Origin of the sequence: Kordia sp., from assembly GCF_045105435.1 — a bacterium.
Classification (GTDB): Bacteria; Bacteroidota; Bacteroidia; order Flavobacteriales; family Flavobacteriaceae; genus Kordia.
Map to the genome: position 1 here is coordinate 1 of NZ_JBGCDL010000103.1, position 12,759 is coordinate 12,759.

A 12,759-nucleotide genomic window follows, 5' to 3' on the forward strand; every position below is an offset into this window, starting at 1 on the left:
CTCACGCGATCAAATAGCCAGTTCACTCCTTTCTACATGCCTACGTCTAAAAAAAGTGTACCTTTATATAAAATGATATTTTAATGAAAAAAGTACTCTTTCTAATTGCTTGTGCCGGAATGTTCGTCTATTCATGTGCAAGTCAAGAAAAAACAATGACCAAAAAAAAAGACGATATCCAAAAAGTATCTGACACCATTCGGATTGCTAGTGATGAAGTAGAACACGAAATCATCATCATTGAACCCGGTTTTAGTGCTTGGTTGCAAAGTTATGCACGACCAAGGGACTATTATTCACAACAATTCTTGCAAAATAAGAATATTATTTATGTGACTGAATGGAATGCGCGTGTACTTGATCCTTCTCGATTCGACAGCAATTTGTACGAGTTACAAATCAATTACAGATCGAACATCGATTACGGGTATGAGGTCAACTACCAACTGTATTATTATTTTGTATTCTTTCAACAAAAATACAAACAAAAGTTAGCAGCTTTTCCTGCTCGGATATAATGTAGAAGTTATGTATATTTGCAGCGCAAAAAAATACAGATGACTTCATTTAAAGAACGTTGGGAAATTAAACACAACTGGCAACTAATCTTTCCTTTTTTAGGAATCCTTTCGTTAATTTATACCGCGTACCTTTTTTCAAAAAATATCATACGCTCTTTTATTGATCGTCAAGAAAATGAAATATTATACTATGTAATTGTCGCTGTAGGAGTTATACTGTTCTTTTTTATCATGCTACGTTTCTTTTTGTGGTGTTTTAAAAAACTGGAAGGCAAATGGATTACCAATTATCGTTGGGAAATCATCGCCATATTTTTGGTATTTGCCTTAACAGGAACAAGCTCTGTGCGTATTGCAAGACCTTTATTGGAATGGTTTGGATTTACCAGAAGTATCTTTCCTGAAGCTTTTTTTGGTGGATTTTTATATTGGATGATTCGAATCATCATCATTCTACCAATTTATCAAATTCTATTAATAGTTTTTGGAACGCTTTTAGGGCAATTCAAGTTTTTCTGGGCATTTGAAAAGAAAATGCTCAAGCGCATGCACATCATAAAATAATGCATTTAGCAAAACGCTATTTTTTGACTATCATTTCAACCTAATAATTAAAATTTTATGAGAAAAATAGTTTCCTTTAGCCTATTACTGATTTTTACAAATACCGTCTTTTCACAAGCAAGTAGTAGTACCAAATTTAAAATAGAACTAGCATTTACAGATGAGTTTACTAGCGATAACTGTGAAATTTATGCGATCTCTGATAAAGGCGTAAATTCATTATCAAACTGTACCTACCGCATCAACAAACTGCAAAAAAGTATTTTAATTTCTGGACGACTTAGCTACATTGTTGGAGCAGATTTCATAACATTAATCCTAACAAAGAAAAAAAGTGTAAATGATCGTTCAGATGGAAATACAGGCGAAAAGCAGCTACTACAGCATTACATCGTTTCTATAAATGAACTGAGTTCTATTAAAAAAAACAATACTCCTTTAAAGTTAGATGAACAAAAACGGTTTATCAAAATGGACGCTAATACAACAAGTTACCACGCAAATGTTTCCGAAATTAACTACTCTAGATATATCCTAAACTCCAATTGGATTGTACTTAAACAAGCAATGCATTAATCATAAGTTAGCCTGTAATACACTAGTTTCATCCGTTCACAATTCCGACAAAGCCTATCAACTTTGTTATAATTTAAGAATTCTACAAGCACATATTTTTTTTACACTAAACCTTTTACTACTTTTGCGAGAAGCTCATCAACTATTAATATTGATGAAAACCCAATGAAGACCGTAATTAACATAAAGGAAATTATAATTGCAACAGCGTTACTTGTAACATTGATGCTTCCTTCATACATACAGTTTTCGCATCAATTAGAAGAAGAACACGTATATATTACGTGTCATGAGCAAGAAGAGCACATCCATGAAAATAATGTGCATTGTGACTTGTGTGATTATCACTTTACGAATTTCTATTTCGAATACACAAGTTACCCTGAACTGCAAGTAACTCCAATTATTTCAAAAACAACACTTGGCTCTACAACGCCACTGTGTTACAATTTACCGCTTACAAATAAGCAACTTCGTGCACCGCCGATATATTCTTGAGTAACATCAATTACTTATTTATTTTTAATTAAGAATATACATGCGAACATATTTATATATGTTAATGCTGTGTAGTGCTATGGTTGCGCAAAGTCAAAACTGCAACTATACACTATCTGGTAAAATTATCGATTTACATGACAACTCTGTACTTCCTGGTGCCACACTCATTATTGCGGGACTAGAAAAAGTAGCTGAATCCGATATTGATGGACTATTCAAGTTTACGAACCTTTGCGAAGGAACGTATACCTTACAAATAGCACATCCAAATTGTGAAACGCAAGCATTTAAAGTGAAAATTTATAGCGATACGAAACGAAATTTCAAGCTAGAACATCACTTAGAAGAGCTCAATGCAATAACGTTACGAGCTTCTATTTATGGAAGTAAAACAAAGACAAGCTTTGAACAAAAAGTAACAGAAAAACAATTAGATCGGTTCACAAATGCTTCTTTGGGAGACATCTTAAACACCTTAAGTGGCGTATCGTCACTCAACACAGGAAATGCTGTTGTAAAGCCAATAATAAATGGTGTACACAGTAGCCGTGTTGTCGTAATGAATAATGGTGTCCGAATGGAAGATCAAGAATGGGGCGCAGAACACGCACCAAGTATTGACGTTAATACCATTGGAAACATTACACTCATAAAAGGTGCTGGAGCGCTTAAATACAGTGGTGATGCCGTTGGTGGAATCATTGTAACAGAAGCCGCAAGAATTCCTGTAAAAGATACCATTTATGGAAAAACGCATGTAATGGCTGCTACAAATGGTCGTGGTGGAACAATTACCTCAACACTTACCAGAAGCTATCTCAATGGCTGGTATGGTTCAATTCAAGGAAGTCTAAAACGCTTTGGCGATTATGAAGCTCCAGATTATGTATTGAGCAATACAGGTATTTTTGAACGTAGTATTTCTGCCAGAATCGGAATTAATCGTTTTGATTATGGTGTAGAAGCTTATTATTCTTTCTTTAAAAATGAAATCGGCATTTTGCGTGCATCGCATATTGGTGGCGCAAGCGACCAAGTGCGGTCTATAAACAGTGGTATTCCACTTATAATTAGAGATTTTACGTATGACATCGACGCTCCAAGGCAAGATGTAACACATCATTTGTTTAAAATACGTGGATTCAAAAATTTTAAAAATTTAGGGAAAGTAACGCTCCAATACGACTTTCAACAAAATGAACGTCTCGAATTTGATGTGCGTAGAAGTAGTGATGATGACGATAGAGCATCTTTAGATTTAGCATTAAACTCACAAACAATACGTTTGGATTTAGATACAGACAATACCGATCTTTTTAACCTGAAAACTGGAATCATGGCGCAGTATCAAAAAAATGTAGCCGATCCAAATACAGGTGTCCGAAGATTAATTCCTGATTATGAACGTTTTAATCTTGGAATGTATGGTATTGCCGATTTTTCAATCACGGACAACTTTTTGGTCGAAGTTGGTAGTCGATTTGATTATTTTAATATTGACGCCCAAAAGTTTTATAGAAGTTCTTTCTGGGAAGACAGAAACTACGATATCTTATTTCCTGAAATCGTAGTGGAAGAATTTAGTAATCAAATATTGACAAACCCGAAGTTGAACTATTCAAACATATCTGCTACGCTGGGTATACGCTATACATTTAATGATGACTATAAGCTATTTGCAAACTATTCATTGGCGTCTCGAGCACCGAATCCGTCAGAATTGTTTAGCGAAGGATTGCATCATTCTGCATCTCGAATCGAATTAGGAGATTTACGTTTTAACTCAGAAGTTGCACACAAAGTGTCGATAACCTTGCAAAAGCAAGGAAATATATTTGGCTTTTCGGTAAATCCGTATGTCAATTTTATCAATGACTTTATGATTATTGAACCCACAGAAATTCAACAAACCATTCGTGGAAATTTCCAAGTTTGGGAATACAGACAAACCAATGCAACACTTTTAGGAGTTGATATTGACGCGTCGCTCACATTTAATGACAACTGGAATTTCTATCATCAATTTTCATTAGTAAAAGGATATGATGAAACACGCGATTTACCTTTAATAGATATGCCGCCCGTAAATACAACAAACGGATTGGTATATCAAAACAAGGAATTAAAAAACTTACGAGTAGAGTTGCAAAGTGAATACGCATTCCGACAGAATGAATTTCCCAACAACAACTTTGAAGCTTTTATTCCTGAAACAAGTACCCTAGAATTGGTAGATGTAAGTACGCCACCAAACGCGTATCATTTATTGCATTTACACACAAATGCTGACTTTTCATTGAGTAAAAAATCAACACTCAATATCGGATTGGCAGTCACAAACATTTTCGATACAAACTATCGAAATTACTTAAACCGTTTGCGCTATTACGCAGATGATTTGGGTAGAAACTTTTCAATAAATCTAAAAATTACGTATTAAAAAAATTAAATAATGAAAAAAATTAAATATTCAGTTTTAGCCTTAGCAACCATTACAGCCTCTTTATTTACATCATGTTCAAGTGATGACGATGCACCAATGATTGTTAATGAAGAAGAAGTGATTACAACGGTTACAGTTAGCTTAACATCTGCAACGAACGGAAACGTTACGTTAACTTCTCGCGATTTAGATGGTGACGGACCAGACGCACCTGTTTTTGATGTTTCAGGAAATTTAGCAGCGAATACAGTCTATACAGGAAGTGTTGTGTTTTTAAATGAAACTGAAACTCCTGCAGAAAATATTACAACAGAAGTAGAAGAAGAAGACGATGAGCACCAAGTTTTCTTTACAGCTAACGGAGGTTTAGATGTAACTACCAATGGTTTCAACTTAGATGGAGACGGTAATGTTTTAGGAACTTCATTTGTGGTTACAACTGGTGCAGCAAGCACAGGTACATACACTGTAACGTTACGTCATGAGCCAACAAAGCCAAACACAGGATTAACTGATGCTGGTGGAGAAACTGATGTTTCTGCTTCATTTACAGTAACAGTACAATAAGTATTTAATGATGATTGTACGTAGTTAGTAAACTTTCATCAACCTAAATACAACTTATAAAAAAGCCAGTATGCTAAAGCTAGTATACTGGATTTTTATTCTTATGCTGTATTAGCAAGCATTTCTCCAATTGGTTGTGTAAATACAAATTCCTGAACAACATATTGATGGAATTGCATTGGTTGCATTACAATCATTGCTATCAATACATGGACCACCAAAACCTTCTCCTCCAATACCACCAGTAATGTTTTTCTGAGTTTGCTTCTCTAAAACTTCAACTCCGTTTACTTTTAAAATCTTCTTTAACATGATTTTTATATTTTAATGGTTAATAATATCTGAAAGTAGCAACTAAATTTTAAAATAACACTGATTACACACTACAATAAGTAAGGTATTTCTTTAAAATTGTTTTACACCAAAACACTTATAATATGCCTACCTTGCAAACACATTAAAATACCGTGTATGAAAAGTATTTTCTATCTATTATTAATCGTATTAGTGCCTTTCAGTTCTACTACTCAAAACAAAATCCCAACAGTACAAGATAAAATTCAAGGTGCTTGGATAGATGCTAAATTTGCTGAAACCGATCAAGAAAAAGATTCATTAGCGATTACAATTATAGATTTTAATTTATCTGGTTCAAATAATGTATTTGCGCTTCGTTTCAAAGAAAATAAAGTGGAATTTTTCAATCAATTTAGTAAAGCTACTTATGATACGTTGGCAAAAAAATGGAATTATAACACTTTCGTGGGATTTGTTCCGTATCAATTAAAAGCCGATAGTCTATTTATACAGCATCCTTTACAGAACGATCTTGTGTTTCAGTATACGATTGATGCTTCTAAAAAAGACACACTCCTACTCCGAAAAAATAATACCATTCGCTACACACTCGTTCCATTGAAAAAAAAGGAGAAAGATTCGCTTTCATTTGATCAGATTGTGCTGTCGCGTTCGGGTTGTTATGGCACGTGTCCCATCATGAATATTTCTATTCACAAAGATGGATCAGTTCTATTTGATGGAGAAAAATATACAGACGTTATTGGACTTCATAAAGCAAAGCTTTCGCCAGCATTTACAACCTATATTTTTCAAAAATTAGAAAACATTCAACTTACCAAAGTAGGTACATTTTATAATGTGGATTATACGGACGATGAAACCATTACTACGACATTTCTCCACAATAGAAAAATTGTAAAATCTATTCACGATTATGGGCGCGCTGGCACAAAAGAATTGATTTGGGCATACAAAATACTTGTAAATTTATACGCTCAAATTCCGCTTACAAAAGTTCAATTCGACAAAGAAAAGCCTAAAATGGATTACATCCGTTCGAATGAAAACACAAAACGTTTGTTCTTACAAAAATCAGAAGCGTTCATTCTTTGGTTGGCATTACAAAACGCCACAAGTACGACGAAAAGTTTTGAAGAAACGTATCTTATCAAACATCCATTCTACAAAACAAACATTAAAAAAGTAACCTCAAACGGGCAATTGTTTACCTACCATTTCAAAGATGGAAGCACTAAAACATACGATATTGGTTATAATTTTATAACACGAAATTTTACAGAAGCTGATTTTAAAGAACTAAAATAGATCGTTTTTAGTGTTGGTTTTTGGGTGTTAGTAATGTGTGAATTTCTTTTCCTGCTAGTAAAATAGCGGCACTAGTTTCTGTATCGAGTTTTTGATACCGATTCTCTTCAAGAAGTTCTATTTGAAGTTGCTTCCAAGCGTCAAAAACTTTATCAGAATACTTTCTATCAAATACACCATTTCGTATTGCTGCTGCGACGCTGTAAATAACAAAAGCTTTTACTTTCAATGTTTTGCCGTCATACTGATACTGTAACAATTCCAACAAGGAATCCATTGATTTGATATAGAACGCTTTCAACTGATCAATGACAGGTATATAATCAGCATACTCTTCAATAGCAAGCATTTGTGATGCAAATGCCAAACTTGCCTCTTTACCATGAAAATCTTGTAAGCGTAAAGATTCTAATTTTTGAAGTGCATTCCGGTCATTTTTCGTTCTGTATGACCAAAGTAAATTATATAAATCATCTTCACTTTCTTCACTTTCTTCACTTTGATATTGTTGAATATTCAGCAATTCATTTCTGTAACGTTCTTCATTCGAGATTTCATAAAAAGCAGCTATTCCTTTAAAAAACATTCCATAACGCCAATCGTTCTGAGCTAAAGTATAAGCTGGATTTTCTAACAATCGTTCTGCAATTTTTCGCAATAAAAGAGTCAAATTTGTTTTCGTCAATGCTGCATTTACTCTTGGTTTTTCTAAATTCATCTTTACAGCAGTATGAAAACGATCTTTAAAATCGAGCGGAATTCCTTTTCCACGGGTATCATGTGCGTAATAAATATACTTTGTATTTTGTAACCACAACACTTGCAACGGATTGCCTTTTTTTGCATTACGAATCGCAAAAGGGCGCACATTATCTTTCGTAGAATTTTCAGTGATTTTCTTCGCTTTCCACGATTTACCGTTGTTTTTGGTTGTCCACTGCTCTATTTCAAAAACGCTGTCGTGCTTTACAGAAAGATAGACTGTATTTGGTGTTTCATGGTCAATCACAATTCCGCCAGTATACTGTTGTTCGGGTTCTTTAGTTCCTTTTCGTGTTTTCGGAAACCATCCGCCTGCATCCATTAAATCATAACTTTTCCACTGATTATTTGTAAACGTTGCATACGTGTAAATACTCGTATTTTTATCTGGAAACTTTGTATACGTCACAATCGGATCGCCATTTGTATCTTGTGCAATGTCCCAATTCCATGATTTTACCGTGTCGGATTCGAAAATTACATCTAATTCTGATTGCAACACTGGCAATTGTGAAATCGGTTTTATCTTTTTTCCATTCGCTTTGTAAAATGCACCATTTTCATAATACATATAGTACAATCCGTTCTTTTTCTCTTTCGTTGGATGTCCGTCCGTAAACGTAAAATGAATTTTAGAAACGCCATCAGAATATACTTTTGTATACGGCGTTTTTAAGGTTTCTCCAGAATGTGGACTGAACATGATTTTTCCCTTTGACCACGTTTTCCCATTATCCGTAGAAACTGAAAAAGAAGGTTTCAAATCAATTCCACGCCAAAAAATATAGAGTTTTCCATCTTCTTTGGACAAACGTACAGGATTTGTATATGTGTGTCTATTTACTTCTGGGTTAGTATACTTTTGCGTATCATTTAAGTATAATTCACGAATCGGCGACCAATCATCTATATCCTCTGCATTTATGGAGGTTCGCATAAATAAAGGGCGATCGTCTTGTAAATGTGTATTAAAAAACACGAGTAACTTTCCGTCAGCATCAAATAAAATACTTGGATTATCGTGATCGTCAATTTCTAAATTGTCATAAATAATTTTGGAAGCAATTTGTTTTGTATCGTGATCGTAAAATCCAATATGCACATCGCCGTAATTGTCAATCCAACCTGCGTAAGTTCGTTTGTATTTCCCTTCATAATACACGGCTCTCGGATCGGAAAACCAACTCCAAACACCGTTAAAGGTCATGGATTGATAGTTTTCAGAAGAAACCGCTTTTGATTTCGTAAAACTATGTGTTGCTTCGTTTTGTGCAAGACCATTCGCGCCAAGCAAATACAAGAGAAAAAATAAATAACGGACAGGCTTCATTAGTACAAACCTAGTGAATATTAATTAATCGTTCTAATTATAGAATATATGCTTCGTTTTGGTTTTCATTTTGATTCTATTATAGATTGATATACTTTTAAGAATGGAAAGTACTTTTAAATTTTAACACTATATACTGTTTGTTTAAGTCTACAAATTAACTCGTATAGTTCGTCTTCGTTGTAGGATGCAAAACCAATTCGGATGCAATTGTGTCCAAAATTTGCAAGATCGTACCGTTGCCAAGCTCCAATTTCTAATTTGTGTTTTTGTGCAACTTCTGAAACTTTAGACCAAGAATAGTTTTCGTTCAACTTTGCCCAAACTGCCATGCCTCCTTTTGGAATTTCAAATTCAAGAAAATCACCCAATTCATTTTTTAAAAGTGAACAAAACAAATCGCGTCGTTGTTTGTAAATTTTCATCACTTTCCGAATGTGTCTGTCTAAATCGCCAGATTTTATAAAATCTGCAAACGTCAATTCTAACAATGCATCTCCTTGCCTATCTACAAAACCTCTTAATTTAGCGGCTTCATCCACAAATTCTTTGGAAGCGATTAAATATCCTATTCTATAAACTGGAGCAACCGTTTTGCAAACCGAACCTATGTAAATTACATTTCCGTTGACATCGTGACTTGCTAATGGCAGAATTGGCGCATGATTGTAATTGAAATCATAATCGTAATCGTCTTCAATAATTGCAAAATGATACTGTCGCGAAAGATTTAAAAGGTGAATTCTTCTCTTCGCAGAAAGTGTCACTGTTGTTGGATGATGATGATGTGATGTTACATATACCGCTTTGATTTTCTGCTGTTTGCATAGTTTTTCAATTTCATCTGTGACAATTCCGTCTGCATCAACTAAAACGCGTTTCAAAGTTGCTTGTTGATTTAAAAAAGTAGCATCGGCCGAACCGTAATTGGTGTTTCCAACCACAATAACATCTTCTTTTGTAAGCAATAATTGCGATGACAACCAAATTCCCATCTGACTTCCGCGTGTAATCAACATATTTTCTTTGGTGATGTGTAAACCTCTAGTTGCATTCAAATATTCTGCTAAAACTTCGCGCAATGTATTGTTTCCGTAAGTTGTACTGTAAGACAAATGTTCAAAGACATTTTTTTTAGCCGAAATCCTTCTGTATGTTCTTGCAATATCATCCATTGGCGTTAATCTTCCATCGGAAACTCCATCGTTCAAATACATAAAATTTTTCTTCTTATCGCTTGGTTTATCTGTTAAAATGGAATTTTTATAAAAAGAAAAACCAGTTGTTTTTTTAAAATCAGAAGTAATGAAATCCTTTATTGTTTGTTGATCCAATTCAGGTAGATTCCGATGCACAAAAGTTCCTTTTTTAGGAATACTTTCTACCCAACCTTGCAACAATAATTCTTCATAACAAGCAACAACCGTTTTTCGATGCACTTGTAACTGTTCTGCCAAAGTTCGACTACCAGGAAGTTTGGTATTTGGTAGTATATGCTGATTTTTAATGAATTGGATAATCTGATTGGATAATTGCAAGTATAATGGCTGATTGCACTTTCTATCAAATTTAATACTGGTTTTGTATGGAAACATCTGGACTACTAATTATATTAATTCTGGACGATTAAAACAGTCCATAAATATAGTATTTTTGAAGTATAAAAGCCGTGAAAATGATAAAATCAGACGTACATTCTTCAGAATTTGATACATACTACACAAGATATATTGACAAATTAGCTGACAAAACCGAATTAATAAAAGGTTTTGAAACTGGAAAACAGCATCTAATTAATTTCTTTGAATCGATTCCTGAAGATAAATTAACCTTTCGGTATCAACCAAATAAATGGAGTATTAAGGAAATATTGCAGCATTTAATAGATACGGAACGTATTTTTATGTATCGCTGTTTTAGAATTGCAAGACGTGATCCTACTGCCCTAGCTGGATATGATCAGAATATTTATGTTGATCCGTCGCAAGCCGATGACAAATCAATTGAAGGTTTATTGGATGAATTTACAATCAATAGAAACAATTCAATTTCATTATTAAGTAGTTTCACTGATGAAGATTTATCATTTATAGGAAATTCAAATGGCGGCGTACTGTCTGCCAGAGCTGCTGCGTTTATAATTATTGGTCACGATATTTGGCATACAGAAGTGATTACAAATAAATATTTATAATATGTTAGAGATAAGACCCAATTGCGAGCACTGTAATAAGGCGTTACCAAACACGGCTACAGAAGCTATGATTTGCTCTTTTGAATGCACCTATTGTAAAGAATGTGCGCTGGAAATCTTTAAAAATGTATGTCCAAGCTGTTCGGGAAATTTTGTTCCGCGTCCTATTCGACCCAAAAAATTAATTGAGAAATATCCAGCTTCAGCTAAACAAATTTTTAAGCCAAAGGACTTAGAAAAAGCTAGAATAAATTCAAATGAGTTTAAAAATATTTCGCCAGAAAAAAGATAAAAAAGTACATGTAAAATGATTGACATAAAAATTGCAACGGAAGCAGATACAAACGTTCTAGCATTATTAGGACGCATCACGTACAGTGAATCGCACGGTGATTTTATTGATGATAAAAACGATTTAACGGCTTATTTAGATACAGCTTTTTCAGTCGCAAAAATAAAACAAGACCTCAACGATTCTATGAATATTTTCCACCTGCTATTTTTAAATGAGTTGCCTATCGGATATACCAAATTAGTACTAAATGTAGCACATGAAAATGTGACTTCTAGTAACAATTGCCGCTTGGAAAAAATCTACATTCTAAACGAATTTATTCCTTTAAAAATCGGACAACAATTACTAACGTTTGTCATGGAAAAAGCGAAAGCATTGCAATTGGATACCATGTGGCTTTCCGTGTATACAAAGAACAACAGAGCAATTCGATTTTACGAAAGAAACGAATTTAAAAACGTGGGCGAATTAAATTTTGTCGTGAATGGAACTGAATATGAAAACACCGTATTCTCAAAAAAATTATAAATATGGAAGAATATTCTAAATCGAAATTAAACAGAATCAAGCGCGGACAAATTAGAGCTACGTACGATGTGGAAACCATCAATACCATCTTAGATGCTGGTTTTATTGGTTATGTAAGTTATATATACGAAGATCAAGCAATTACATTACCTATGGGCTACGGAAGAAGAGACAATAAAATTTATTTGCACGGTTCGCAAGCCAATAGAATGTTGCTCGCGTTGATTGAAGCAAAGAAAATGAGCATGACCGTTATGCATTTGGATGCGCTGGTTTTGGCGCGTTCAGGTTTGCACCATTCGGTGAATTATCGTTCGGCAACTTTATTTGGCTCGGTTAAAAAAATTGAAGATGCTAAAGAGAAAGATGCTGCGCTACTTGATTATATGGAACACATGATGAAAGGCCGTTGGGACGGAATTAGACCAATGCATCAAGAAGAATTAGACAGAACTCTCGTTGTAGAAATGACAATTGAAACCGCTTCCGCAAAAATTAGAGATGTTGGTGTTGCAGATGAACCCGAAGATTATGAGTTGGATGTTTGGGCTGGTTTGGTGCCGATAAAGCAAGTTGCCGAATATCCTATTTCGGATGAAGGTTTGCCGCAAAAAATGGAGATTCCGAAGCATGTATTAGATTATTATGAGCAAAATAAAGTTTGATTCTGATAGTCTTCACTATAAGTTTGGAATGCAAGGAGAGATTTCTTCTTTCAAATCTAATTCCCAAAAATCTCCGAATCCATCACAGAAAACGGCAACGCACCATTTTGTAGAATTTTAGTGTGAAAGGCCAACCAAGGAAATTCTTTTTCTTTGGGAAGAGTCGCTTCTAACTGTGCTTTCCATT

General features: G+C 34.3%; 14 protein-coding genes. 11 read left to right on the plus strand and 3 right to left on the minus strand.

The features are described 5' to 3' along the window. Positions 1 to 83: 83 nt before the first annotated feature. The 6 genes from AB8B65_RS05100 to AB8B65_RS05125 all read left to right on the plus strand — a co-directional run bounded on the left by AB8B65_RS05100 (position 84) and on the right by AB8B65_RS05125 (position 5,172). Positions 84 to 518 carry a DUF6146 family protein gene (locus tag AB8B65_RS05100; RefSeq protein WP_405299778.1) on the plus strand — a complete coding sequence of 145 codons (435 nt, stop codon included), beginning with the start codon at positions 84 to 86 and terminating at the stop codon, positions 516 to 518. Positions 519 to 557: 39 nt separating this feature from the next. Further along, a complete protein-coding gene (locus tag AB8B65_RS05105) occupies positions 558 to 1,085 on the plus strand; it encodes a DUF6787 family protein (RefSeq protein WP_405299779.1) in 528 nt (175 codons plus the stop codon). A 57-nt stretch (positions 1,086 to 1,142) separates the two neighbouring features. Next, complete coding sequence (locus AB8B65_RS05110) at positions 1,143 to 1,661, plus strand: hypothetical protein (RefSeq protein WP_405299780.1); 519 nt, start codon at positions 1,143 to 1,145, stop codon at positions 1,659 to 1,661. Between the two features lie 165 nt (positions 1,662 to 1,826). Then, positions 1,827 to 2,159: a hypothetical protein gene (locus AB8B65_RS05115; protein ID WP_405299781.1), complete on the plus strand. Its 333-nt coding sequence runs from the start codon at positions 1,827 to 1,829 to the stop codon at positions 2,157 to 2,159. Positions 2,160 to 2,199: 40 nt separating this feature from the next. Beyond that, positions 2,200 to 4,602 (plus strand): TonB-dependent receptor, encoded by a 2,403-nt coding sequence (locus AB8B65_RS05120; protein ID WP_405299782.1) that lies wholly within the window; start codon positions 2,200 to 2,202, stop codon positions 4,600 to 4,602. A gap of 12 nt (positions 4,603 to 4,614) precedes the next feature. Then, positions 4,615 to 5,172 carry a type 1 periplasmic binding fold superfamily protein gene (locus tag AB8B65_RS05125; protein ID WP_405299783.1) on the plus strand — a complete coding sequence of 186 codons (558 nt, stop codon included), beginning with the start codon at positions 4,615 to 4,617 and terminating at the stop codon, positions 5,170 to 5,172. 111 nt (positions 5,173 to 5,283) lie between these two features. Here the strand turns inward: AB8B65_RS05125 and AB8B65_RS05130 are convergent, their stop codons facing one another. Continuing rightward, positions 5,284 to 5,484, minus strand: coding sequence for a hypothetical protein (locus AB8B65_RS05130; protein ID WP_405299784.1), 201 nt, complete (start codon positions 5,482 to 5,484; stop codon positions 5,284 to 5,286). A 159-nt stretch (positions 5,485 to 5,643) separates the two neighbouring features. On the opposite strand from AB8B65_RS05130, the gene AB8B65_RS05135 reads away from it, so the two are divergent. Further along, a complete protein-coding gene (locus AB8B65_RS05135; protein WP_405299785.1) occupies positions 5,644 to 6,798 on the plus strand; it encodes a DUF6438 domain-containing protein in 1,155 nt (384 codons plus the stop codon). Between the two features lie 7 nt (positions 6,799 to 6,805). Here the strand turns inward: AB8B65_RS05135 and AB8B65_RS05140 are convergent, their stop codons facing one another. Together AB8B65_RS05140 and AB8B65_RS05145 are read right to left on the minus strand one after the other, a co-directional pair. Further along, on the minus strand, positions 6,806 to 8,890 hold the full coding sequence (locus AB8B65_RS05140) for a BNR-4 repeat-containing protein (RefSeq protein ID WP_405299786.1): 2,085 nt from the start codon (positions 8,888 to 8,890) through the stop codon (positions 6,806 to 6,808). Positions 8,891 to 9,006: 116 nt separating this feature from the next. Next, positions 9,007 to 10,485 (minus strand): PLP-dependent aminotransferase family protein, encoded by a 1,479-nt coding sequence (locus tag AB8B65_RS05145; RefSeq protein WP_405299787.1) that lies wholly within the window; start codon positions 10,483 to 10,485, stop codon positions 9,007 to 9,009. An 80-nt stretch (positions 10,486 to 10,565) separates the two neighbouring features. Between AB8B65_RS05145 and AB8B65_RS05150 the strand changes: the two genes are divergently transcribed. From AB8B65_RS05150 to AB8B65_RS05165, 4 genes are read left to right on the plus strand one after another with little or no spacing between them, the layout of a single operon-like run. After that, positions 10,566 to 11,084 carry a DinB family protein gene (locus AB8B65_RS05150; protein ID WP_405299788.1) on the plus strand — a complete coding sequence of 173 codons (519 nt, stop codon included), beginning with the start codon at positions 10,566 to 10,568 and terminating at the stop codon, positions 11,082 to 11,084. Position 11,085: 1 nt separating this feature from the next. Beyond that, complete coding sequence (locus AB8B65_RS05155; RefSeq protein ID WP_405299789.1) at positions 11,086 to 11,376, plus strand: DUF1272 domain-containing protein; 291 nt, start codon at positions 11,086 to 11,088, stop codon at positions 11,374 to 11,376. Between the two features lie 15 nt (positions 11,377 to 11,391). Next, the gene (locus tag AB8B65_RS05160) at positions 11,392 to 11,907 is read left to right on the plus strand and encodes a GNAT family N-acetyltransferase (RefSeq protein WP_405299790.1); all 516 of its coding nucleotides are present in this window, start codon (positions 11,392 to 11,394) and stop codon (positions 11,905 to 11,907) included. Positions 11,908 to 11,909: 2 nt separating this feature from the next. After that, positions 11,910 to 12,572 carry a pyridoxamine 5'-phosphate oxidase family protein gene (locus AB8B65_RS05165; RefSeq protein ID WP_405299791.1) on the plus strand — a complete coding sequence of 221 codons (663 nt, stop codon included), beginning with the start codon at positions 11,910 to 11,912 and terminating at the stop codon, positions 12,570 to 12,572. Positions 12,573 to 12,759: the final 187 nt, after the last annotated feature.